This window comes from Shinella sp. WSD5-1 (assembly GCF_963942435.1).
Lineage (GTDB): Bacteria > Pseudomonadota > Alphaproteobacteria > Rhizobiales > Rhizobiaceae > Shinella > Shinella yambaruensis.
This window is the reverse complement of sequence record NZ_OZ012596.1, coordinates 1,284,478-1,308,520: the sequence shown is the minus strand read 5'-3', so window position 1 is coordinate 1,308,520 and position 24,043 is coordinate 1,284,478. Positions and strand designations below refer to the sequence as shown.

Below are 24,043 nucleotides of genomic sequence, written 5' to 3'. Positions count from 1 at the left end.
TTCCTGATCGTGCCATCGAGCCTAGGGTTTCAAACTTGTGCGAGGATGAAGATAAAAGGTGTTGGGCCGCGCCAGGGCAAATAACGCGGCCCAACCGCCCGCCTCGGCCGATGACCAACGGCCGGGGCGGAAGAGAACCTGCCGCCCTTACTGGCGGAAGAGCTGCAGGATGTTCTCGGCGCTCGAATTGGCGATCGACAGCGACTGGATGCCGAGCTGCTGCTGGGTCTGAAGCGCCTTCAGGCGGGTCGATTCCTCGTTCATGTCCGCATCGACCAGGCGGCCGATGCCCTTGTCGATCACGTCGTTGAGGCTGGCCACGAAACTCTCCTGCATCTCGATGCGGGTCGAAATCGCCCCGAGGTCGGCCGCAGCGCTGGTCATCGCCTCCAAGGCCGTATCCACCATCTTCAGCAGGCCATCGATCTGGCCGGTCGTCGTCGAATTGTCGATGACCATCGTGTCGACCGAGGATGTCGTCGCGGCCACGACATTCGCCGTATCGACGGCCCAGAGGCGGCCGAGCGAGTCCTGGTAGGCAGCCTCCTGGTTGGGGACGGTGGTCTGGTTCACGGCGATCACCCAGGTGTCGTCGGCGACCTTCACGTAGTTGTTCACGCCGTCGGTGGCATAGCGGCCGTCGAAGGTGGAGGAACCGGCGCCGGCGGCGATGACCTCGTCCGTGGTAAATGCCTCGACGGTATGTTGGGTAACTGTGCCGCCCACATTGATATTGAGCGCAACGGCCGGTCCTTCGATCACGGCCGCCTTGTCGAGAATGCCGAGATTGCCGCCTTCGTCGAAGAGGACGGTTCTGTCATCGAGCATGTAATCGACCGTCTTGACGGAGACGGCGCCCGTCGCATTGCGGACGAAGGAGGCGACGACGCTCTTTTTCACGGAACCGCCGGCCGTCGTCAGGTCGGCCTGCAGCCAGTTCTCGCCGGAGAAGGAGGCGCCTTCCGCGATGCTGACGAGCTGTGCCTGAAGCTGGGTGATCTCTTCCTGGATCTTCGCCTTGTCGACACCCTCTTCCGTCGCGGCGACAAGCTTCGCGCGGATTTCCGTCACGACCTCGATGGCCGATTCCAGACCGGCATAGGCCGTATCGACCTTGGCGGCGCCGAGGCCGAGGGCATCCTGGACCGTGGCGAGGGCGCGGTTGTCGGAGCGCATGGTGGTCGCGATCGACCAGTAGGCGGCGTTGTCGGCGGCGGTTTCGACGCGCATGCCGGAGGAGACGCGGCTCTGCGCGGTTTCAAGCCCGTTGTCGATGGAACGGAGGGTCTGCAGCGCCGCCATGGCGGCGGAGTTGGTCAATATGCTGGTCATTGGCATTTGCCCTGGGAAAGGAATTGTCGGGGAGCATGCCGGAGTGAGGCGGGACCGGTAACGACGAAGGGGCTTCATGCATCCGGCGCCGCTCGTTTGCCCTGGGCGCCGGTTCATCGCTCTTAAGAAAGGGTTAACAGCGAGTGGTTAACAAATGGTTAACGGCCTGGCGCACGATCAAAGAAAGATGAAGATTGCGTTTATCGTCCGGAGCCAGATTTCACGGTTCGCGGCAAAGGCGACGAAAGGCGACATCTGCTTCATGGGCGCCGCCGGCGCCGCCCGGCATTCTGGCCTGTCCTGGCACAACCTGCGCACCTCTGCGGCGAGGCCGCGCTTGCCGGGAGACAGCGCGGGACAGGATACAACCGGAGCTGCGCGCCTGTTAACCCAAAATTAAACGCTACCGATTTAGAACTTAGCATGGTCGAAAAGGGCCGCTGGGGCAATTTTGCTGCCTTGTTCAGTCGGCCCCGGAACAGCATAGCCAATGCACGGCGTTTGCGACCAAATGGCGTAGGGATCGGAGCTGGTGTCAGTTCCGCGCATGATGCCCTTCCGATGCGCTGGCTCGTTCGAGCCATGTTTCAAGTGACATTGTTTTCGTCCAACCGGACGTCCGGACCGTTAGCGCCGTGGATGGCGCTCGACCGAGCGGTACACGGCGGGTGCCTTGCGCGCCTGGGACCCGAGGAGAAGATCGAATCTCTTCCCGCACGGTCGGTGGAACGAAAACGACGTTTGTCATCCGCTAACACAAGGGCGCGCGTCCATGACTTCAATCATTACCAATCTGACTCCCAGCCAGATCCGGAACCTTTCCACGAGTGCGATCCAGCTTCTCAACAGCGCGGACGTCGCGGCACTGACCTCGGAAAAGGTCGCGGCGCTCAGCGCCGCCCAGCTCAACGCCTTCACGTCGAGCAGCCTGCTCTCCTTCACCTCGGAGCAGATCGGCTCGATCGCCGTCAAGTCCATCGCCGGCCTCAGCGCCAGCCAGATCTCGTCGCTCACCTCCGGCCACATCGCGGGCCTCAAGGCCACCCAGGCAGCGGCCCTGACCAGCGCCCAGGTCGCCACCTTCACCACGGATGAAATCGCCGTGCTGAACTCCGCGCAGATCGCGGCCCTCGGCTACCAGGTCCTCACCACCATCGATTCCGCCGAACTTGCGCTGTTCACCACCGACGAGCTCGGCGCCATCAACGCCAAGGCCATCGCCGGCATCAGCACGGCAGCCCTCGCCGGCATCGCAACCGCCAGCATCGCCGCCCTCGGCACCGGCCAGATCGCCGCCCTCTCCAGCGCCCAGCTCAACGCGCTTTCCACCGGCCAGCTCGGCGCCCTCGGCACCGGCCAGCTCGCCGGTCTGACGGCAAAGCAGGTCGGCACGCTCAGCTCCACGCAGGTCGCCGCCCTCAGCACCGCCCAGATCGCGTCGCTGTCCAGCGCGCAGATCGGCGCACTCACCAGCGGCCAGGCTGCAGCCCTGTCCACGGACCAGATCGCGGCCCTCACCTCCACGCAGGTCGCCGGCCTCAGCGCTGCCGCCCTCAAGACCATCGATTCGGCGGAACTTGCCCTGTTCAGCACGGGCGAACTGGCTGCCATCAACGCCAAGGCCTTCGCCAGCCTCGATGCGGCCGCCCTCGCCGGCATCGCATCGGCCAGCATCGCCAGCCTCAACAGCGCCCATATCGCGGCCCTGACCAGCGGCCAGGCTGCTGCCCTGTCGACGGATCAGATCGCGGCGCTCACCAGCTCGCAGGTCGCAGCCCTCAGCGCCGCGGCCCTCAAGACCATCGATTCGGCGGAACTCGCCCTCTTCAGCACCGACGAACTGGCCGCCATCAACGCCAAGGCCATCGCCGGCCTCAGCACCGGAGCCCTTGCCGGCATCACGACGGCGGCCATCGGCGCCCTCGGCACCGGCCAGATCGCCGCTCTCTCCAGCACCCAGCTCAATGCCCTGTCCACCGGCCAGGTCGCAGCGCTCGGCACCGGCCAGCTTGCCGGCCTGAGCGCCAAGCAGGTTACAACGCTCAGCTCGACCCAGGTTGGCGCTCTCGGCACCGGCCAGATCGCCGGCCTGTCGAGCGCCCAGATCGGTGCCCTGACCAGCGGCCAGGCAGCGGCCCTGTCGACGGCGCAGGTCGCCGCCCTGACGAGCTCGCAGGTCGCAGCGCTCAGCGCCGCCGCCCTGAAGACCATCGATTCGGCGGAACTGGCCCTCTTCAGCACCGACGAACTGGCTGCCATCAACGCCAAGGCCCTCGCCGGTCTCAGCACCGGGGCTCTTGCCGGCATCACGACGGCGGCCATCGGCGCCCTCGGCACCGGCCAGATCGCCGCCCTCTCCAGCGGCCAGCTCAACGCCCTGTCCACCGACCAGCTCGCAGCCCTCACGACCGGCCAGATCGCCGGCCTGAGCGCCAAGCAGGTCGCCACGATTAGCTCGACCCAGATCGCAGCTCTCAGCACCGGCCAGATCGCCTCGCTGGGCAGCGCCCAGATCGGTGCGCTGACCAGCGGCCAGGCAGCGGCCCTGTCGACGGCGCAGATTGCCGCGCTCACCAGCTCGCAGGCCGCAGCGCTCAGCGCCGCCGCCCTCAAGACCATCGATTCGGCGGAACTCGCCCTCTTCAGCACGGATGAGCTCGCGGCCATCAACGTCAAGGCCCTTGCCGGTCTCGAAGCCTCGGCACTCGCCGGCATCACGACGGCAGCCATCGGCGCCCTCGACAGCAAGCAGATCGGTGCCCTCACCAGCGCCCAGTTCAATGCCCTGTCCACCGGCCAGCTCGCGGCCCTCAGCACCGGTCAGCTTGCCGGCCTGAGCGCCAAGCAGGTCGCAACGATCAGCTCGACCCAGATCGCAGCCCTCAGCACCAGCCAGATCGCCTCGCTGGGCAGCGCCCAGATCGGCGCCCTGACCAGCAGCCAGGCAGCAGCCCTGTCGACGGCACAGGTCGCAGCCCTGACGAGCTCGCAGGTCGCGGCCCTCAGCGCCGCCGCCCTCAAGACGGTCGATTCGGCGGAACTGGCCCTCTTCAGCACGGATGAACTGGCGGCCATCAACGTCAAGGCCCTCGCCGGCCTCGAGGCCTCGGCGCTTGCCGGCATCACGACGGCGGCCATCGCCGCCCTCGGCAGCAAGCAGGTCGGTGCCCTCACCAGCATCCAGCTGAATGCCCTGTCGACCGACCAGCTCGCGGCCCTCACGACCGGCCAGATCGCCGGCCTGAGTGCAAAGCAGGTCGCCACGATCGGCTCGACGCAGATCGCAGCCCTCAGCACCGGCCAGATCGCCGGCCTGTCGAGCGCCCAGGTCGGCGCCCTGACCAGCAGTCAGGCGGCAGCCCTGTCGACGGCGCAGGTCGCCGCCCTGACGAGCTCGCAGGTCGCTGCCCTCAGCGCGGCAACGCTCAAGACCATCGATGCCGCGGAGCTCGGCCTGTTCAGCACGGATGAGCTGGCGGCCATCAACGTCAAGGCCCTTGCCGGTCTCGAAGCCTCGGCACTCGCCGGCATCACGACGGCGGCCATCGGCGCCCTTGGCAGCAAGCAGGTCGGTGCCCTCACCAGCACCCAGCTGAATGCCCTGTCCACCGACCAGCTCGCGGCCCTCGCGACCGGCCAGATCGCCGGCCTGAGCGCCAAGCAGATCGCTTCGATCAACAGCACGCAGATCGCAGCCCTCAGCACCGGCCAGATTGCCGGCCTGTCGAGCGCCCAGGTCGGTGCCCTGACCAGCGGCCAGGCAGCAGCCCTGTCGACGGCGCAGGTCGCCGCCCTGACGAGCTCGCAGGTCGCAGCCCTCAGCGCCGCCGCCCTGAAGACTATCGACTCGGCGGAACTGGCTCTCTTCAGCACGGATGAACTGGCGGCCATCAACGTCAAGGCGCTGGCCGGCCTCGAAACCGCGGCGCTCGCCGGCATCACGACGGCGGCCATCGCGGCCCTCGACAGCAAGCAGATCGGTGCCCTCTCGAGCGCCCAGTTCAATGCCCTGTCCACCGGCCAGCTCGCGGCCCTCACGACCGGCCAGCTCGGCGGCCTGAGCGCCAAGCAGATCGCTTCGGTCAGCAGCACGCAGATCGCGGCCCTCAGCACCGGCCAGATCACAGCTCTCGACTCCAAGCAGATCGCGGCCCTGACGAGCAGCCAGGCAGCAGCCCTGTCGACGGCACAGGTCGCCGCCCTGACGAGCTCGCAGGTCGCAGCCCTCAGCGCCGCCGCCCTGAAGACCATCGACTCGGCGGAACTGGCCCTGTTCAGCACGGATGAGCTCGCGGCCATCAACGTCAAGGCGCTGGCCGGCCTTGAAACCGCGGCGCTCGCCGGCATCACGACGGCGGCCATCGCGGCCCTCGACAGCAAACAGGTCGGTGCCCTCACCAGCACCCAGCTGAATGCCCTGTCCACCGGCCAGCTTGCAGCCCTCAGCACCGGCCAGATCGCCGGCCTGAGCGCCAAGCAGATCGCTTCGGTCAACAGCACGCAGATCGCGGCCCTCAGCACCGGCCAGATCGCAGCTCTCGACACCAAGCAGATCGCAGCCCTGACCAGCGGCCAGATCGAGGCCCTGTCGACGACGCAGGTTGCCGCCCTCACCAGCACGCAGATCGCCGGCCTCAGCGCCGCCGCCCTGCAGGCGATGAGCTCGGACGACATCAAGACGTTCACGACCGAAGAGATCGCTGCAATCGGCCTGAAGGCCCTGCAGGGTCTGGCCACCGAGGACATCGCAGCCCTCGACTCCGCCCAGATCATGGCCCTCAAGGCCGAGCAGATCGCCGCCATGAACTCGGCGCAGGTCGAAGCCGTGATCCAGGCTTACGCCGCGATCTAATATTGACATCCGGCGGCGCGGCCGAAACCGCGCCGCCGCCATCTTCCGCCCGCCCGGCGCTGCAATCCGCGGGACATGGCGGCCTTCCCTTCGCGCAAAACGACCAGCCCGACGCAAGTCAACTCCGATAGCAAGGCAGACGAGCTCCTTCCGAGCCGTTCAACAGCCCGGCCAGCAGGCCCCCTTGCCGCAGGATGTCATGACCGTCAGCACTCCCATTCTTGCCGATCCCGCCACGGCGTTCCTCAATCTGCTCGGGCGGGCCCGCAACCAGCAGCTCTCGCTGGCCGACCTGTTCCAGACGACGGAAAGCCTGACGGCGGCCGGAGCGACGGCACAGGCAGGCGAACTCTACAAGATCTGGATCGCCTTCAACGACAATAACCCGCTGCTGCATCTTGCCTATTTCAACTATGCGGTCTCGCTGTCGAAGGCCGGCGATGCTGCCGGCGCGCTGCACGCCCTTCGCGCCGCCGTGCGCATCAACCCGCAGTTCGGCCAGGCCCATATCAATCTCGGCAGGACGCTGGAGGATTGCGGCCTGACAGGCCAGGCCGTCCAGCAATGGCGCGTCTATGCCGATGCGACCGCCGACGTCACGCCGGACAGGATCAGCAACCGCCTGCTCAGCCTCCAGCATATCGGCCGCGTGCTGGAAGGCACCGGGCACCTGGAGGAGGCCGAAGCCGCCCTCTGGCAGGCCATGGAGCTGCAGCCGTCGCGCACCGAGGCGGCGCAGCACTGGATCTCGCTGCGCATGCGCCAGTGCAAATGGCCGGTCTTCACACCCTCCCTTCACGTCACGCCGCGCCATTTCATGGACGCGACCTCGTCCATGACGATCGCCTGCTATGCGGACGATCCCCTGTTCCACCTGGCCAAGGCCCATCGCTACTGCCGCACGAATGTCGGCCGACCGGCCGATCTTCAGGACTTCACGCGCAGTCCGGTGCGGCAGAAATCGGGGACCGGGCAGCGGCTGCGCGTCGGTTACGTCTCCTCGGACCTGCGCCAGCACGCCGTGGGCTTCGCGCTCAGCGAAGTGCTCGAACTGCATGACAAGACGAGCGTCGAGATCTTCGCCTATTATTGCGGCGATCCCGCACCGCTCGACCAGACGCAGGCCCGCATCAAGCTGGCGGTCGACCATTGGCGCGACATCGCCGCGCTCAGCGACATCGACGCCGCCCGCCAGATCGCCGCCGACGAGATCGACGTGCTCGTCGACGTCAACGGCTACACCAAGCATGCCCGCACCAAGATCTTCGCCTACCGGCCGGCGCCCGTGATCGTGAACTTCTGCGGCTATCCGGGCACCATGGCGAGCCCTTACCACCAGTACATGATCGCCGACGAACACATCGTGCCGGCGGAAAACGAGATCTACTACACCGAGAAGGTCCTGCGCATCGCCTGCAACCAGCCGGTGGACCGCAAGCGCGCGGTCTCGCCGCGCCCGACGCGCGCCAGCGTCGGCCTGCCGGAAAACGCCTTCGTCTTCGCAAGCTTCAACGGCATGCAGAAGATCACCGCCGCCTGCTTCGGCCGCTGGATGGCGATCCTGCTAGCAACGCCCGGCAGCGTGCTGTGGCTGCTCGCCGGCGACGACAGCGTCAACGAGCGCCTGAAGCAGATCGCGGAGCAGAACGGCGTTGCGCCGGAGCGCATCATCTTCGCCGGGAAGACGCAGAACCCCGACCATCTCGCCCGCATCGGCCTTGCCGATCTCTTCCTCGACACCTTCCCCTACGGCGCCCATTCCACCGCGGCCGATGCCATCACGCAGGGCCTGCCGGTATTGACCATCGCGGGCAAGAGCTTCGCCTCGCGCTTCTGCGCCAGCATCGTCGCGGCGGCCGGCATTCCCGAGATGATCTGCTCGGGCCCGGACGACTACGTGCAGAAGGCCGTCGCCTTCGCCCGGAACCCGGCAAGCCTTGCGGCGGTAAAGGATTCGCTCCAGCACCAGCGCGAGACCTGTGCACTGCGCGACATGCCCGGCCTCGCCCGCCGCCTTGAGGAGCTCTACTGGCAGATGCAGGGCGATGCCGAACGCGGCGAAACGCCTGTGCCCGACCTGCGCAACCTCGACGTCTATTACGAAATCGGCGCCGAGCTTGCCGCTACCGGCATCGAATTCGAGGAGGAAGAGGCCTACCGGCAGCGCTATCGCGCGGCGCTTGCCAGCCTCGACGAACACGCCCCGCTCTCGCCCGACGCCCGCCTCTGGCCGGCGCCGGCCGCCTGACCGCCCAGCTCGACCCGCAACCCGAAGTTCTGAATGACGAGGACAGCATGACCCCCGTAATCCTGGTGACCTTTGCCGGACGGCAGAAGCGGATGGAAATCCTCACCCAATATGTCCGCCGGGCGATGGACCTCGGGATCATCGACGAGTGGCACATCTGGGACTTCACCCGCTCGGCCGAGGACCACGCCTGGGTGAGCCGGGAGTTCGGCCCGGTGCGCTACATGGGTGCGAAGGTGCCCTACCAGCCGGTCGGCAGCGTCTCGCGCCAGGCCTCGTTCCGTACCAGCGCCCGCATAAGGCACGACCTGCACATCACCCTCACCCCGCGCGACCGCCCGAACGAGCACTATGAATTCGTGGTCGGCGGCTGGAAGAACACCCATTCGGCGATGCGCAAGATCCCGCGCGAAAAGCTGCACAACCCCGAGCGCGGCGACGACACCAACCTGTGGAGCGCGCCGACGCCCGGCGTGCTCTCGCCCGGCCGAGCGAACGATGTCGTGCTGTCGCTCGACGCGGCCGGCGCGCCGACGCTGCGCGTCAACAACGTCACCATCGGCAGTTGGCCGGAACTCGACTTTTCCGCCGGCGCAAGCGTGCAGATGCGCGGCGGCTGGGGCGCGGATCTCGAGCTTTGCGACGCCGGTGCGGCCACGCGGCGCTATATCGGCAATCCGAACGAGCAGATGCCCTACTGGCAGGCCTACGACTACTACGCCACGCAGCTCGCGGCCTTTTCCGACGCGGTGTTCCTGAAATGCGACGACGACATCGTCTATCTCGACATCGACGAGCTGGACGGCTTCATCCGGTTCCGCCGGAACAATCCGCATTACTTCGTCGTCTCGGCCAATGTGGTGAACAACGGCGTCTGCGCCTATTTCCAGCAGGCGGCCGGTTCCATCCCGCCGGGCGTCGGCCATTTCGAGCTGCCGCCGGGCGGTTTCGGCGGCAGCCTCTGGGAGAGCGCCGAGCGGGCCGTGAAGCTGCACGACTTCTTCCTCGGCCAGGGCGGCAGGACCCTCGCCCTTCCCGCCAGGGTCGTCGACTGGACGGAGCGGCAGTCGATCAACTTCATCGCCTGGCTCGGCCGCGACCTCGTGCACATGGCCCTGCCCCAGGGCGACGACGAACACGCGCTGACCATCGGCGTTCCGACGCTCCTGCAACGGCCGACGGCGATCTATTCGGACTTCACCGTCAGCCACCTGAGCTTCGGCCCGCAGGAGCGCGGCTGGGATCCGAGCCCGCTTGTCGCCGCCTATGAGGCGCTCATGCGCGAGCGTCTCTTCCCGGCCGACGAGAAGCCGCAGCTCGCCCTGCGCGCAGCAGGCTGAGGACCGGTCTTCATGCGGGCAAAGGAAAAAATCCTCATCGTCGGCGCCGGCCTTTCCGGCGCTGTCATCGGCCGTGCGCTTGCCGAGGCGGGCCATGCGATCGAGATCGTCGACACGCGGAACCATATCGGCGGCAACTGCCATACGGAGCGGGACGAGGCGACCGGCGTGATGGTGCATGTCTACGGGCCGCATATCTTCCACACCGACGACAAGGAAGTGTGGGACTATGTGAACGGCTTCATGACCTTCATGCCCTACAAGAACCGCGTGAAGGCGACCAGCGGCGGGCAGGTCTATTCGCTGCCGATCAACCTGCACACGATCAACCAGTTCTTCGGCAAGAGCTTTCGCCCGGACGAGGCGCGCGCCTTCCTGGACGCGCAGGCGGACAAGACGATCACCGATCCGCAGACCTTCGAGGAACAGGCGCTGCGCTTCGTCGGTCGCGACCTCTACGAGGCCTTCTTCAAGGGCTATACGCAAAAGCAATGGGGCTGCTCGCCGACCGAGCTGCCGGCCTCGATCCTGAAGCGCCTGCCAGTGCGCTTCAACTACGAGGACAATTACTTCTTCCACAAATACCAGGGCATGCCGGAGACCGGCTATACCGAGATGATCGCGCGCATCCTCGATCATCCGAACATCACGGTCCGACTGGAAACCAGCTTCCGGCGCGGCGAGAAGGCGGGCTACAGCCATCTCTTCTATTCCGGCCCGCTCGACGGCTATTTCGATTACGAACTCGGCCGGCTCGGCTACCGCACGCTCGATTTCGAGCGCTTCACCTATGAGGGCGACTATCAGGGCTGCGCGGTGATGAACTACGGCGACGTCGCCGTCCCCTATACCCGCATCACCGAGCACAAGCATTTTTCGCCCTGGGAGGAGCCCGCGGGCTCGGTCTGCTACCGCGAATTCTCGCGCGCCTGCGGGCCGGACGACATCCCCTACTACCCGATCCGCCTCGTGGAGGAAAAGGCACAGCTCGCCGACTATGTCTCCCGCGCGGAGCAGGAAGCCGGCGTCACCTTCGTCGGCCGGCTCGGCACCTACCGCTACCTCGACATGGACGTGACGATCCGCGAGGCGCTCGACACCGCCCGGCTCTACCTTTCCCGCCGGGCAGAGAATGCGGCGATGGCCACCTTCCTGCACCCGCCGCTCTGAGGCGCCCGGACGAAACGAAAGAAGGCCCCGGTAAACCGGGGCCTTCCGAGAACCTTGAAAGATCCGGCCGTCTTCCGATCAACGGAAGAGCGTGAGGATGCTTTCCGAAGCCGAGTTGGCGATCGACAGCGACTGGATGGCGAGCTGCTGCTGGGTCTGCAATGCCTTCAGGCGGGTCGATTCTTCGTTCATGTCGGCATCGACCAGGCGGCCGACGCCCTTGTCGATGGATTCCGTCAGCTTCTTGACGAAGTCTCCCTGCAGGTCGATGCGCATGGTGATCGAACCAAGGTCGGCAGCCGCGCTGGTCATCATCGTCAAGGCATCGTCGACCATCTGGATGAGATTGCCGAGCTGTTCGGCCGTCGTGATTGCCGTGATGTCGAGATTGTCGACAGACTGTTCGACCGCAGTCGCCGCCAGAGCGGCCTGACCGCCGGGGATGTCGACCGCCCACAGGCCGGCGCTCGAGTCCGTGTAGACAACTTCCTGATCGGGGACCGTCGACTGGTCGACCGCCAGAACCCAGGTATTGTCCGCAACCTTGACGTAGTTGTCCGTACCGTCGTTGGCATAGCTGCCATCGAAGGTGGATGCGCCGAGACCCGACGCGATGATGTCATCGGTCGTGAACGACTTGACGGTTACCGGAGAGGTGACACCGCCAACATTGATGTTCAAGGTGGCGGAAGGACCGCTGATGTCCCTGACCTGATCGAGGATGCCCGTATCGCCGCCGGTGTCGAACAGAACCGTGGAGGTGCTGAGCTCGTAGTCGACCTTCTTGACCGAAACGTTGCCCGCTTCGTCGCGCACGAAGGAACCCACGATGCTCTTCATTTCGGAACCGGAAGCGGCCGTCAGGTCTGTCTGAAGCCAGTTTTCGCCCGAGAAGGAAGCCGCCTGGGAAATGCTGACAAGCTGGTCCTGGAGCTGGTCGATTTCTTCCTGGATCTTCGCCTTGTCGACGCCGTCTTCAGTCGCGGCAACGAGCTTGGCCTTGATTTCCTTGACGACTTCGATGGCGGACTCCATGCCGGCATAGGCGGTGTCGACCTTGGCGGCGCCGAGGCCGAGGGCGTCCTGAACGGCGGAAAGCGCCATGTTGTCGGAGCGCATCGTGGTGGCGATCGACCAGTAGGCAGCGTTGTCAGAGGCAGTGCCGACGCGCATGCCGGAGGAGACGCGTCCCTGCGTTTCTTCCATATTGGAGCCGATGGAGCGCAGGGTCTGGAGCGCGGACATGGCCGCGACGTTGGTGAGAATGCTCGTCATTAATTGGGTGCCCCTTGATTGGCTGAAAGAGAAGGGACATTCCGGTCACACCGGGGAAACAACGGTCGGCGTCATGCCTGCCAAGCTCCATCTTCCCCAGGAAGTCAGCCCGCCGCTTCGATGGCTTTAGCTAACGTGATCATGGTTAACGAACTGCTAAGCGGCGGAAAAATCGCTGCACCGGCCGCGCAATATCACAACCCTCGCGCGTGCGCGCGTAACACAGCAAGGTTAAGAAAAAACTAAAGCCGCGCCCCTTTCGGAAGCGCGGCTCAGTTGGGTCAGGCGTGCGGTCAGCCACCGCCCGCCCTTGTTCCCGGGATCGCGTATTAGCGGAACAGCGACAGGACGTTCTGCGAAGCCGAGTTGGCGATCGACAGCGACTGGATGGCGAGCTGCTGCTGGGTCTGCAGTGCCTTCAGGCGGGTCGATTCCTCGTTCATGTCCGCATCGACCAGGCGACCGACGCCCTTGTCGATCGATTCGGTGAGCTTGGAGACGAACTCGGACTGCAGGTCGATGCGCGAAGAGATCGAACCGAGCGAGGCGGCAGCACTGGTCATGGTCGTCAGTGCATCGTCGACCATCTGGATGAGATTGCTGAGCTGTGCATCCGTCGTGATCGTCGTGATGTCGAGATTGTCGACCGACTGCTGGACCGCGGTGGCCGCCAGAGCGGCAGCGCCGCCAGCGATATCGACCGCCCAAAGGGCGCTGCTCGAGTCCGTGTAGGCAACTTCCTGATCGGGAACCGTCGACTGGTCGACGGCCAGAACCCAGGTGTTGTCCGCGACCTTAACATAGCTCGCTGCACCGTCGTTGGCATAGTTGCCATCGAAGGCGGAGGCGCCAGCACCCGACGTGATGATGTCATCCGTCGTGAACGCCTTTACGGTTTCCGCGGTGGTGACGCCGCCAACGTTGATGTTCAGCGTGACGGAGGGGCCGCTGATGTCCCGGGTCTGATCGAGAATGCCCGTGTCGCCGCCGGTGTCGAACAGAACCGTGTTGGTGTCGAGGGTGTAGTCGATCTTCTTGACAGAGACATTGCCGCTGTCGTCGCGCACGAAGGAGCCGACGACGTTCTTGACCTGGGCGGTGGTGATGTCGGCCTTCAGCCAGTTTTCACCCGAGAAGGAGGCCGCGTCGCCGATCCCTCTCAGCTGATCCTGAAGCTGCTTGATTTCTTCCTGGACCTTCGCCTTGTCGACGCCGTCTTCGGTTGCGGTGACCAGCTTGGCCTTGATCTCCTTGACGACTTCGATGGCGGAGTCCATGCCGGAATAGGCCGTGTCGACCTTGGCGGCGCCGAGGCCGAGAGCGTCCTGGACGGCGGAGAGCGCCATGTTGTCGGAACGCATCGTGGTCGCGATCGACCAGTAGGCGGCGTTGTCAGACGCGTTGCCGACGCGCAGACCCGAGGAAACGCGCGCCTGCGTATCTTCCATGCCGTTGTTGATGGAGCGCAGCGTCTGGAGAGCAGACATGGCGGCTGCGTTGGTGAGAATGCTCGTCATTATCGTTGTCCCTTTGAACATAATACTGGTGGGGGACATACCGGACTGGGAACTTACCGGTTACGGCGGTTCGGCATCATGCCAACTCGGTTTCTCCAGGGATCTGAAGGGATACCAAACCCGTCGTGTCTGAGCAAAACTCGCAGCCAATCCTTGCCAACTCCTTAAATGGGCAAAGTGCCTTCGAGCGATCGCGAAGTATGGTTAACCGCCGGTAAAATTTCACGGTTGAGAAAATCCGGAGCTCTTGAGCAATGCCGGAATGGCCGCGTCGCGCTGCTGCCGCAATACCCGGAGCGTTTCCGCTTTTCCTCAATCGCGAAAACGCTCCAGGTATTTGTTTTTACGCAATTCCGGACGCAAGACCGCTGCGCACTTTTGCTGGAATTGCTCTAGCTGAACGAGCGCACCAGGCTGCCGACGAGCAGGTTCCAGCCGTCGATGAGCACGAAGAACAGGATCTTGAAGGGCAGCGAGATCGAGGTCGGCGGCAGCATCATCATGCCCATGGCCATGGTGATGGTGGCGACGATCATGTCGATGACGAGGAAGGGAAGGACGACGAGGAAGCCAATCTCGAAGCCGCGGCGGATTTCCGAGATCATGAAGGCCGGGATGACGACGCGCAGGTCCGCGACGTTGTTCTGCACGACCGTCTGGCCGCGCTCTTCCGCCAGCGAGATGAAGAGTTCGAGGTCCTTGTCGCGCGTATTGGCCACCATGAACTCGCGGAACGGCTCGGCGATGCGCCTGGCCGCTTCCGTCTCGTCGATCTGGTTGGCGATCAGCGGCTCGACGCCGTTCTGCCAGGCCCGGTCGAAGGTGGGCGCCATGACGTAGAAGGTCATGAAGAGGGCGAGCGAGACGAGGATCATGTTCGACGGCGTCGTGGCGAGGCCCATGCCGGAACGAAGGATCGAGAAGGCGATGACGAAGCGCGGAAAGCTCGTCACCATGATGAGGATGCCGGGCGCCACCGACAGCACGGTGAGCAGCCCGAAGGTGCGGATGATCCAGGAGGCGACCGACCCGTCGACCTGCGCATTGAGCAAATCCCCCGGCAGCTGCAACTGCTGCTGGGCATAGGCCATGCCGGTCATCGCCATCATGGCGATGAAGGTCAGAAAGGCTCGAATCATTCGATCACAAAGGTCCGGAACATGACGTTGGTTACGCGCCCTTCGGACCTGAGGTCAACCCGCTCCTGCAGGTCTTCCCGGAGATATTGGAACCCGCGCGGGCCTTGCACCTGCTGGAGCGAGACCGTGCGCATATAGGCGAGGATGTCCTGGTGGATCTCCTCGGCGAGCTTGACGTCCGGCACGCCCTTGAACATCAGCGCGACTTCGAGACGGACACGGTTGTCCGAAGGATAGGCAAGGTTGCTGGTGATCGGATCGAGCAGCACGACGCCGTTCGCCTCGGTGGAGATATGCGGCACGACCTCGGTCGCCTCGCCTTCCGCGCCGCCCTCCGCCTTCACCACCTCTTCCGCCGGCTTTTCGGCGGGCGGCGGGGCGAGCATGTTGCCCAGGAACCAGCCGCCGCCGGCCGCCAGCAGCGTCAGCCCGGCAATGGCCGCGATGGTGATGACCAGCGTGGGCTTCTTCTTCTCGACGACCTCTTCTTCGTCCGCCATGTTCGTCTTCCCGTATTGTCAGGGCTGCGTCAGATCGGCGAGAGCAGGTCCACCGCCTGCTGGCCCCATGGCGGCTGCTGCACCTCGGTCAGGCGGCCGCGGCCGCCATAGGAGATGCGCGCCTCCGCGATCCGCTCGTAGGCGATCTGGTTGTCGGCGTCGACATCCTGAGGGCGCACGATGCCGGCGACGTTGAGGATGCGAAGCTCGTGGTTGACGCGCACTTCCTGCGAACCGCTGATCAGGAGGTTGCCGTTCTCGATGACGCCCGTCACCACGGCGGCGACGAGCAGGTTCAGCCGCTCGGAACGCTCCGTCGAGCCATCGCCCTTGGTGCTGGTCGAGGAGCCGTAGTTGAGGTCGGCTTCCGTATCGACCTTGAAGTTGTTGCCCGAGCCGCCGAAGCCGAAATTCATGCCGCTCTTGTTGGTGCGCGAGCGGTCGGTCTTGTTGTCGAAACTCGCCCGGTCGTTGACGCGGATGTTGACGGTCAGGATATCGCCGACCTTGAAGGCGCGCGAATCCTTGAAGAGCGCCGACTGCTGGTCGCTCCAGATCGAATAGCCGGCAACCGCCGTGCGCGGCTGCTTGGGATACATCGCCATCTGCGGCGTTTCCGCATAGTTGAGGCCGCTGCCGATCGGGCTCATCGCAGGCGCGCGGCCGATCTCGTTGATGGCCTGGCTCGTGCAGCCCGAAAGCGCCAGCGCGACGGCGAGTGCGGAGGCGGTCTTCTTCATGACGGGTCCTTTGACTTTGACGTATTCGGATCGCCCACGATGGCGATGAGCCGCGTGAGCAGCGCGGCCTTGTCGGCCGGCATTTCCGCCAGGATCGTGCTCGACTGGCGCGGCGGCAGCTTCATGACGATCGCCGAGGCGATCTCCGGGTTGATCTCGGCAAGCTGCGCGGCCGCCGCATCGGGCTTCATCTTGCGATAGATCTCGACGAGCCCCGCCTCGGCCGTCTTGAGGAAGTTGTTGCGGCGGTTGAGCCAGTCCTCGTATTCGGCGCGGCGGGTCTCCAGCGTCTTGATGCGTGCGTCGATATCCTTCTGGAGGCTTTCCAGTTCCTGTTTCTGGAGGAGATAGCGCTGGTCGCGTGCCGCGTCCGCGATATTGGTGCAGAATTCGCGGATCTCGTCGGCGGTCGCCTTGGTCGTCATGATGACCGGGCGTTCCTCGGCGAAGGCACCGGGAATGGCCATCAGCACGAAGCCGGCGATCGGCAGCGCGAGCTTGCGCGCCAGCGTCCTGACGGCGATGAGGGTCGTAACTGTCGTCATTGCAGCACCAGTTCTGCCTGGAGGGCGCCTGCGGTCTTGATGCTCTGCAGGATGGAGATGATGCCATCCGGCTTGACGCCGATGCTGTTGAGACCGGTGACCAGCGAGCGCAGGCTCGATCCATCGAGCAGGGCGACCGTGCCGCCATCCTGCTGGACGAGGATGTCCGTGTTCGGCTCGACCGCCGTCACGCCCTTGGAGAACGGTTCGGGCTGTATGACCTTGGGCATTTCGTTGATCTGCACGGTGAGCGTTCCGTAGCTGACGGCGACGGGCGAGATGCGCACGTCCTGGCCGATGACGATCGTCCCCGTGCGCTCGTTGACGACGACGCGCGCGGGCGCATCGGTCTCGATGACGAGGTTCTCGATATCGGCCATCAGGCGGGCGAGGTCGGCCGTCTTCGGCTTGGCGATGTAGACCGACTGCGAATCGCGCGATTCGGCGATCGCCCCGCCGTACTGCGCGGACGCGTAGCGGTTGATCGCGTCCGCCATGCCGACGGAGGTGGAAAAGTCGGGATTGCGCAGTTGCAGCACCAGGTCGGAGGAATCCTTGAAGCGCGAGGGCAATTCCCGCTCGATGATGGCGCCGTTCGGCACACGGCCGGCAGTGGTGATGCCCTGCTGCACGGTCGCCGCCTCGCCGCCGGCGCTGACGCCGGTGACGACGATCGAGCCCTGCGCGACCGCGTAGATCTGGCCGTCGGCGCCCGAGAGCGAGGTCATGACGAGCGTGCCGCCGCGCAGCGACGAGGCATCGCCGAGCGAACCGACGGTCACGTCGATGCGGCTGCCGGGGCTGGCGAAGGGCGGCAGGTTGGCGGTGACGAGCACGGCCGCGATGTTCTTGGCGCGCGTCTGCGTGCCCACCATGGAGATGCCGAGATTCTGCAGCATCGCCCGCATGGACTGCTCGGTGAAGGGCGAGGAACGCATGCTGTCGCCCGTGCCCTGGAGGCCGACGACGAGGCCGTAGCCGATCAGCTGGTTGTCGCGGCCGGCCTGCAGCGAGGCGACGTCCTTGATGCGGGCCGCCGGCAGCGCCGGTCCGGCCGCCAGCACGAGGCAGGCGAGAACGGCAAGGGCGCGGGAGAGGAAATCACGCATCATTTCGCCACCACATGCACGGTTCCGTCGGCCATGACCGTGCCGGAGACGATCACGCCCGTGTCCTTGTTGCGGATCCGGATGAGTTCGCCGACGGCGGCATCCTGCAGAGGCGTGCCGCTGGCGCGGATGACGAGCGAACCGTTGTCGAAGACCATCTGCACGGTGGAACCGCGGTTCACGAGGAAGGGCTCGCGCAGGGCCGAGACGAGGATGACGCGGCCGGGCAGCAGGGTGCGCTTGGTGACGAGCCCGCTGACGTCGGAAATGCTTTCGGCAAATCCCTTGACGATGTTCGGGTTGGTCACCTCGACCACTTCGAGCTGCCCCGCCTGGATCTCCTCGCCGGGATAGATGATGCGCTTGGGCACGACGGCGGTGCGCATATCGGCCAGAGCCGCGTCGGCCACGAGAAGACCGGCAAGCGCGGCAGGCGCGACGAGGGCCGCGCGCCACCGGGCTGACAGGGTCTTTCCATTCCGAAGTGCTGCTTTCAGGCGAAACATCATGTTCCCCGCATGTTGGTTTCTATCTCAGGTTCTTGCTGACCACGGCCGCCATTTCGTCCGCCGCCTGGATGATCTTGGAGTTCATCTCATAGGCGCGCTGGGCGGAGATCAGGTCGGTGATTTCCTTGACCGGATCGACGTTCGACGCCTCGAGGTAGTTCTGCTGGATATAGGCGAAGCCCGCCTCGTCCGGCGCGCCGACATTGGCCGGGCCCGAGGCCGCGGTCTCGCGGAAGAGGTTTTCGCCGAGCGGCTCCAGGCCGGCCTCGTTGACGAAGTTCGCCAGCGTGATCTGGCCGAGCTCCTGCTGCTGGCCGCCGACGGTCGCATAGACCTGGCCGGACTTGCTGACCGTGATCTCCGTCGCATCCTGCGGCACGTTGATGCCCGGCACGACGGTGTAGCCGTCGAGGGTCACAAGCTGGCCTTCGGCATTCGTGTTGAAGGCGCCGGCTCGGGTGTAGAGCGTGGAGCCGTCCGCCGCCTCGATCTGGAACCAGCCGCGGCCGATGAGCGCGAGGTCGAAGGAGTTGCCGGTGCTCGTCAGGCCGCCCTGGAGATGCAGGTTGCGGATGGCGGCCGTCTTCACGCCGAGGCCGATGATGGCCCCCTCCGGCACGACCGCCTGGTTGGCGCGGTTCGGCACGCCGGCGGCGCGCTCGGTCTGGTAGAGCAGGTCCGAGAATTCGGCGCGGGCGCGCTTGAAGCCGGTCGTGTTGATGTTCGCGATGTTGTTCGCGATGACTTCAAGGTTGGTCTGCTGCGCGTTCATGCCGGTGGCGGCGATGGCAAGGGCTTTCATGTCCGGTCCTCAGATCTGCATTCTTGCGACTTCGAGATAGGCGGTGACGATCTTGTCGCGGATGGCGATGGCGGTCTGCAGCGTCTGCTCGGCGCTCATGACGGCGTCGACCACTTCGCGGGTCGTCGCCTTGCCCTGGATGGCTTCGAAGGATTTGGTCTCGCTGAGCTTCAGCCTGTCCACCATGTCCGTCGCCACGTCGCCCATCACCTGGGCAAAGCTCATCTGGGTTCCCGTGCCCTGCACGGCCGCAGCGGAGGCGGAAACCGAATTGGACGTCTCGGTGGTGACGCCCGAGAGGGCGTTGGTGGAGAAGAGCGAATTGACGCCCTTTACGCTTTCGATCATTGCGAGGCCCTCAGGAGATCGATGGTCGCGCTGATCAGGTCGCGCGACTGCTTGATGCTCTGCAGGTTGGCTTCATAGGAGCGGTTGGCTTCCCGCATGTCGGCCATTTCCACCAGCATGTTGACGTTCGGCATCTTGACGATGCCTTCGGCATTCGCCGCCGGGTTGCCGGGGTCGTATTCCGTCGCGAACTCGCCTTCGTCGAAGCCGAGGCGCTCGACCTCGACGAGCGACGCGCCGCTCACCCGGTCAAGCTCGGCCGCGAAGGTCACGGTCTTGCGGCGAAAAGGATCGGCGCCGGGGGTGTCGCCTGTCGAGCGGGCGTTCGCCAGGTTTTCCGAAACGATGCGGATACGGGTGGACTGTGCTTCCAGACCCGAAGCCGCGACTTTCATTGAAGCAATGAGCGGATCCATTTCTTACCTTCTGACTGTCATCAGCATCATGCGATGAAAGGCCTTGACGAGGCCGGCATTCAACTCGAACTCACGCTTGACCTGGCCCTCCTTCATGAGTTCCTCGGCAAGGCCGACCGTGTTGCCGGACTCCTGCACGCCGATCCCGTCGGTGGGTTTGGTCTCGACGACGCGGCTCGCCATTTCGCCGCCATCGGTGAGATGGCCCGGCTGCGTCGTCGCCATGCGGATGCCCGTCGTTTCGAGCACCGCCTGAAAGGGGGTGACGTCCTTCGCCCTGAATCCGGGGGTGTTTGCGTTTGCGATGTTGCCTGCAACCACACTCTGGCGGACGGATAGCCATTCGGCTTGTTTCGAGGCCAGTTCAAACAGTTGTATCGGTTGCATGACAAGCTCCATCCTTGTTCACGGCGAACCTACGGAGCCAATCTTGCGTCAGACTTGCTGCGCGGCGGTTTGTTTGCAACCGGCTGGATTTGCAGGGGAATAAGTGTCAGCGTCTTTGGCAGGGCGCGGGGACTGGCCCCTCATCCGGCCTGTCGGCCACCTTCTCTCCGCAAGCGGGGAGAAGGGATATGCCGCGCCGGCTGCCCCGGCCAATACGGTTTCGTGAGGCAGGTCCCCTCTCCCCGCCTGCGGGGAGAGGGTTAGGGTGAGGGGCCTGCCACAAGCGAACGCCATGCCCTTGGGGTCTTGCCCGATCAGTTGCGCTTGATGATATCGCCGTTCGAGGTGACGATGACCCAGGCGCCGTCGCGCTGCTCGAGGGTCGCAAGGCGGCTGTTGTCCGGCAGGATCGAGCCGACGCGCACGATATACATGCCGGTGGCGTCCTCGATCAGCGCCCGGCCGTTGGCCACATGCATCAGCCGGAAGCCGGACGAGGCCGGCAGCGGCTGGTCGAGGCCGGTTTCGACCGGCGCGCCGAGCGACTTCTCCTTCTCGCCGACGCTGGGCGCGGTGGCGGTCGAAACGGGGTCGAGGCTTTCAAGCCCCGGATCGTTGTCGTCGTCCACCATCGCGGCGGGCGAAACGCTCATCACGTCCTTGGCCGCCGTTTCCGGCAGGTCGCGGGTCGTGCCTTCCCACAGCGCCGGCACGGAGAACTTTTCCGGGTTCAGGAAGACATACCACGGGAAGAAGGCGGCCATGGCGGCGAGCAGCACGCCCGTGCCCACCAGCAGCTTGTCGCCCGTCGAATAACGCCCGCTGTTCGAGCGCTTCATCGGCTGAATGGCCTGGTCCGCATCGAAATCCGTCACTGTCATCCCCTTCTCGTTGCCGGCGCACCGCCCTGCCCGGCCGCGTTCTTCAGCGCCATGGCAAGATCGGAGAATGCATCGCCGGCGGGCGGTTCGCCCGGCGTCTGTTTCAGAACCTCATAGATGATCGGCACCTGCTTGATCGCCATGTCGAGGTCGGGATCGGCACCCGGGCGATAGCCGCCGATGAGGCGCAGGTCCCGTGTTTCCTCGAAGCGGTGGATGAGGGCCTTCAGCCGCGCCACCAGCCGCTCCTGATCCGGCGTCCAGGCCTTGCGGGCAAGGCGCGAGATGGAGGCAAGCGGGTTGATCGGCGGATACCGCCCCTCTTCGGCGAGGCTGCGCTCCAGCACGATATGACCGTCGAGGATGCCGCGGGTCGAGTCGGCGATCGGGTCGTTGTGGTTGTCGCCGTCGACGAGGATCGAGATGATCGCCGTGATCGTGCCTGCCCCTTCGGCGCCCGGCCCCGCGCGCTCCAGAAGGCGTGGCAGCTCGGTGAAGACGGAGGCCGGATAGCCGCGGGCGATCGGCGGCTCGCCGGAGGCGGTCGCCACCTCGCGGATGGCATGGGCAAAACGCGTCACGCTGTCGATGATCAGCAGCACGTTGTCGCCCTGGTCGCGGTAGTGCTCGGCGATCGTCACCGCGGTCAGCGGCGCCATCTTGCGCAGCATCGGGCTTTCGTCGCTGGTCGCGACGACGGCGACCGACTTTACGAGGTTGTCGCCGAGCGTATCCTCGATGAATTCACGCACTTCACGGCCGCGCTCGCCGACGAGTGCGATCACCACCTTGTCGAACGCATCGGCCCGCGCCAGCATGGAAAGCAGCGTCGACTTGCCGACGCCCGAACCGGCGAAGATGCCGAGGCGCTGGCCAAGGCAGAGCGGCGCGAAGATATCGACCGCGCGCACGCCGGTGGAAAAGCCCGTCTCGACACGCTTGCGCGTCATCGAGGGCGGGGCGGAATTGGAGATCGAGCGGCGCACGCCGCCCTGCACGAGCGGGCCGCGCCCGTCGATCGGTTCGCCGAGCGCGTTGATCGTGCGGCCGCACCAGGCCGATGTCGGCGCCACGCGGAAGGCGCCCTTGCGGATGACCACGTCGTGGATGCCGATCGGCTCGCCCGGCTCGATCGGGCAGACGACGACGGTGTCCGGCTCGACGCGGACGACCTCGCCGAGGTGGATGCCGGTCGGGCTGCGGTGCGCGACGAACTCGCCGAGCCGCACATGGCGCGACAGGCCGCTCACCGTATAGTTCCCGGCCGCGATGGTCTGGACATGGCCGCCATGCGCCACGGAGAACTCCGGCGAGGAATAGCGTTTGACGAGGCCTGCCATCGCGCGCAGCTTGCCGCCGGCCCTGCCCGTTTCGTTGCCCATGCCGCCCTGTGCCGAGGTCATGGGCGCTTACCGGTTTCCGCCGAAGGTGCGGATGGCTTCCTTCAGCGACTCCTCGCTGTCGCGCATCAGCGAAGCGACGCTCTCGAAGGCGCGCGTGACCTGGATCAGCTGCGTCATCTCGCTGATGGCGTTGACGTTGGATTCCTCGATGTAGCCCTGCACCACGCCCGCATCGACGCGGTCGACGACCGGCTCCGGCGGGACATTGGTGATGATGCCGCTGTTGCCGGCGCGCATGAAGCCGCCGGACAGATCGGCCTGGAACAGGCCGAGCGCGGCGACGGGCTGGCCGTTCTGGTTGAGCTGGCCGTCGGCGCTGAGCAGGATCGGACCGTTGGCGAGATCGAGCTGGATCGGCCCGCCGCCGGCGTCGAGCACGGGATAGCCGTTGAGGGAGACCAGCTCGCCGGCATCGGTCACCGTGAAGCGGCCGTCACGCGTCAGCGTCGGGCCGGACGGCGTCTCCACCTGGAACCAGGCGTCGCCCTTGATGGCGAAATCGAGCGTGCCGCCGGTCTCGGTCATGCCGCCGCTACGGGTGGACAGGAACTCGTTGCCCGGCGACACGAAGGCGACGTCGGCGACCTTCTGGTCGCTGACCACCTGGTTGAACTTCACCTCCGCGGCGCGGAAGCCGACGGTCGTCGAATTCGCGACGTTGTCGGCCAGCGTCGTCAGGCGGCGGTCGAGCGCAAGCTGGGACGAAAGCGATACATAAAGCCCGGTCTGCATGTCAGCGACCTCCGAGTTTCAGATTGTTGATGGAAATGAGCAGGTCCGTCGAAATGCCGGTGAGGCTCGACGGCTGGAAGACGGTCATCGGATCGTAGCTGCCGGACGGGTTCTCCAGCTCCCACATGGCGGTGAAGCGCTCGAGGAACTTGCCGACCTTCGAGGTATCCTTGAAGTCGTCGAGGTTGAGCACGTCCGCGTAGAATTCCGCCTGCCGGTCGATATCGGTGGCGGCAAATTCCGCGGGAAGCTGCAGCGCGGTGCGCACGACCTGCGCCAGCGCATCGTCGGCAATGATCGAATAGCCCGAGGTGATGGAGGGCGCCATGCGCTCGAAATAGAGCGCGAGGCGCACGCCGGTATTGTCCTCGCCGGCACTGACCTCCAGCGTCTGGCGGGTATATTTGTCGACGACGCCCTTCTGGGCGCGCTCGAAGGTGGTGGCGACCTCGCCGTGCCTGGCGAAGTTCAGCGATTCCGCCAGCTCCTTGTAGCGCGTATCGGAAAGCTGGTTGGCGAAGGCCGCCTTGTCATCCACGCCCTCGGTCAGCACCTTGCGCATGAAGGCCTTGGCATAGGCCATGTCCTCCAGGCCGTGCGCCTTCATCGCGTAGTTGTAGAGCCTGCTGTCGGCGAAGAAGTCGTCGATCGATTTCACGCTGCCGATCCTGGCGAGGTAGTATTCCGTCTCGCGCTTGACGTCCGGCTGCTCCGAAACGCGCTTCAGCGACGTCTGGAGGTCCGCGGTAATCAGCTTGTAGCTCGTATAGGTGGTCGTCACGATGGGCCGCCGATCAA

Annotated in this window: 22 protein-coding genes; 5 read left to right on the top strand and 17 right to left on the bottom strand. The window is 65.3% G+C overall.

Annotated features, from left to right (window positions below; genetic code table 11):
- Positions 1 to 147 precede the first annotated feature (147 nt).
- On the bottom strand, positions 148 to 1,332 hold the full coding sequence (locus tag AABQ55_RS06300) for a flagellin N-terminal helical domain-containing protein (protein WP_244767541.1): 1,185 nt from the start codon (positions 1,330 to 1,332) through the stop codon (positions 148 to 150).
- Between the two features lie 154 nt (positions 1,333 to 1,486).
- Here AABQ55_RS06300 and AABQ55_RS06295 point away from each other — a divergent pair, with 154 nt between their 5' ends.
- From AABQ55_RS06295 to glf, 5 genes are all read left to right on the top strand, one after another.
- A complete protein-coding gene (locus AABQ55_RS06295; protein WP_272804416.1) occupies positions 1,487 to 1,732 on the top strand; it encodes a hypothetical protein in 246 nt (81 codons plus the stop codon).
- Between the two features lie 372 nt (positions 1,733 to 2,104).
- Positions 2,105 to 6,184: a beta strand repeat-containing protein gene (locus AABQ55_RS06290; RefSeq protein WP_272804415.1), complete on the top strand. Its 4,080-nt coding sequence runs from the start codon at positions 2,105 to 2,107 to the stop codon at positions 6,182 to 6,184.
- A gap of 199 nt (positions 6,185 to 6,383) precedes the next feature.
- A complete protein-coding gene (locus tag AABQ55_RS06285; RefSeq protein WP_272804414.1) occupies positions 6,384 to 8,432 on the top strand; it encodes an O-linked N-acetylglucosamine transferase, SPINDLY family protein in 2,049 nt (682 codons plus the stop codon).
- A 47-nt stretch (positions 8,433 to 8,479) separates the two neighbouring features.
- Positions 8,480 to 9,772 (top strand): hypothetical protein, encoded by a 1,293-nt coding sequence (locus AABQ55_RS06280; RefSeq protein WP_272804413.1) that lies wholly within the window; start codon positions 8,480 to 8,482, stop codon positions 9,770 to 9,772.
- Between the two features lie 12 nt (positions 9,773 to 9,784).
- Positions 9,785 to 10,942, top strand: coding sequence for a UDP-galactopyranose mutase (gene glf, locus AABQ55_RS06275; protein ID WP_272804412.1), 1,158 nt, complete (start codon positions 9,785 to 9,787; stop codon positions 10,940 to 10,942).
- 78 nt (positions 10,943 to 11,020) lie between these two features.
- On the opposite strand, the gene AABQ55_RS06270 is transcribed toward glf, so the two are convergent.
- The 16 genes from AABQ55_RS06270 to AABQ55_RS06195 form a co-directional block, all read right to left on the bottom strand.
- Positions 11,021 to 12,217, bottom strand: a complete 1,197-nt coding sequence (locus AABQ55_RS06270) for a flagellin N-terminal helical domain-containing protein (RefSeq protein ID WP_244767536.1) — start codon at positions 12,215 to 12,217, stop codon at positions 11,021 to 11,023.
- A gap of 329 nt (positions 12,218 to 12,546) precedes the next feature.
- Positions 12,547 to 13,734: a flagellin N-terminal helical domain-containing protein gene (locus tag AABQ55_RS06265; protein ID WP_272804411.1), complete on the bottom strand. Its 1,188-nt coding sequence runs from the start codon at positions 13,732 to 13,734 to the stop codon at positions 12,547 to 12,549.
- A 392-nt stretch (positions 13,735 to 14,126) separates the two neighbouring features.
- Positions 14,127 to 14,873 carry a flagellar type III secretion system pore protein FliP gene (fliP, locus tag AABQ55_RS06260; RefSeq protein WP_244767534.1) on the bottom strand — a complete coding sequence of 249 codons (747 nt, stop codon included), beginning with the start codon at positions 14,871 to 14,873 and terminating at the stop codon, positions 14,127 to 14,129.
- Complete coding sequence (locus AABQ55_RS06255) at positions 14,870 to 15,373, bottom strand: flagellar basal body-associated FliL family protein (protein WP_272804410.1); 504 nt, start codon at positions 15,371 to 15,373, stop codon at positions 14,870 to 14,872. The genes fliP and AABQ55_RS06255 overlap by 4 nt, the downstream gene beginning before the upstream one ends.
- Before the next feature lie 29 nt (positions 15,374 to 15,402).
- Positions 15,403 to 16,113 carry a flagellar basal body L-ring protein FlgH gene (gene flgH / locus AABQ55_RS06250; protein WP_244767532.1) on the bottom strand — a complete coding sequence of 237 codons (711 nt, stop codon included), beginning with the start codon at positions 16,111 to 16,113 and terminating at the stop codon, positions 15,403 to 15,405.
- Complete coding sequence (locus tag AABQ55_RS06245) at positions 16,110 to 16,658, bottom strand: MotE family protein (protein ID WP_244767531.1); 549 nt, start codon at positions 16,656 to 16,658, stop codon at positions 16,110 to 16,112. The genes flgH and AABQ55_RS06245 overlap by 4 nt, the downstream gene beginning before the upstream one ends.
- Positions 16,655 to 17,767 carry a flagellar basal body P-ring protein FlgI gene (locus AABQ55_RS06240; protein ID WP_244767633.1) on the bottom strand — a complete coding sequence of 371 codons (1,113 nt, stop codon included), beginning with the start codon at positions 17,765 to 17,767 and terminating at the stop codon, positions 16,655 to 16,657. Before AABQ55_RS06240 ends, AABQ55_RS06245 begins: the two co-directional genes overlap by 4 nt.
- Positions 17,767 to 18,276 (bottom strand): flagellar basal body P-ring formation chaperone FlgA, encoded by a 510-nt coding sequence (gene flgA, locus AABQ55_RS06235; protein WP_244767530.1) that lies wholly within the window; start codon positions 18,274 to 18,276, stop codon positions 17,767 to 17,769. The genes AABQ55_RS06240 and flgA overlap by 1 nt, the downstream gene beginning before the upstream one ends.
- Positions 18,277 to 18,295: 19 nt before the next feature.
- Entirely contained in the window at positions 18,296 to 19,078 is a 783-nt protein-coding gene (gene flgG, locus AABQ55_RS06230; RefSeq protein ID WP_244767529.1) for a flagellar basal-body rod protein FlgG, read from the bottom strand.
- 9 nt (positions 19,079 to 19,087) lie between these two features.
- Positions 19,088 to 19,426, bottom strand: a complete 339-nt coding sequence (locus AABQ55_RS06225) for a flagellar hook-basal body complex protein FliE (RefSeq protein WP_244767528.1) — start codon at positions 19,424 to 19,426, stop codon at positions 19,088 to 19,090.
- Positions 19,423 to 19,842, bottom strand: coding sequence for a flagellar basal body rod protein FlgC (gene flgC, locus AABQ55_RS06220; RefSeq protein WP_272804409.1), 420 nt, complete (start codon positions 19,840 to 19,842; stop codon positions 19,423 to 19,425). Before flgC ends, AABQ55_RS06225 begins: the two co-directional genes overlap by 4 nt.
- 3 nt (positions 19,843 to 19,845) lie before the next feature.
- Positions 19,846 to 20,229, bottom strand: coding sequence for a flagellar basal body rod protein FlgB (flgB, locus tag AABQ55_RS06215; RefSeq protein ID WP_272804408.1), 384 nt, complete (start codon positions 20,227 to 20,229; stop codon positions 19,846 to 19,848).
- A 314-nt stretch (positions 20,230 to 20,543) separates the two neighbouring features.
- Positions 20,544 to 21,110 (bottom strand): flagellar protein, encoded by a 567-nt coding sequence (locus tag AABQ55_RS06210; RefSeq protein ID WP_244767525.1) that lies wholly within the window; start codon positions 21,108 to 21,110, stop codon positions 20,544 to 20,546.
- Positions 21,107 to 22,450 carry a flagellar protein export ATPase FliI gene (fliI, locus tag AABQ55_RS06205; protein WP_443021141.1) on the bottom strand — a complete coding sequence of 448 codons (1,344 nt, stop codon included), beginning with the start codon at positions 22,448 to 22,450 and terminating at the stop codon, positions 21,107 to 21,109. The genes AABQ55_RS06210 and fliI overlap by 4 nt, the downstream gene beginning before the upstream one ends.
- 69 nt (positions 22,451 to 22,519) lie before the next feature.
- Positions 22,520 to 23,245, bottom strand: coding sequence for a flagellar basal-body rod protein FlgF (flgF, locus tag AABQ55_RS06200; protein WP_244767523.1), 726 nt, complete (start codon positions 23,243 to 23,245; stop codon positions 22,520 to 22,522).
- A 1-nt stretch (position 23,246) separates the two neighbouring features.
- Positions 23,247 to 24,026: a DUF1217 domain-containing protein gene (locus AABQ55_RS06195; RefSeq protein WP_272804406.1), complete on the bottom strand. Its 780-nt coding sequence runs from the start codon at positions 24,024 to 24,026 to the stop codon at positions 23,247 to 23,249.
- Positions 24,027 to 24,043 lie beyond the last annotated feature (17 nt).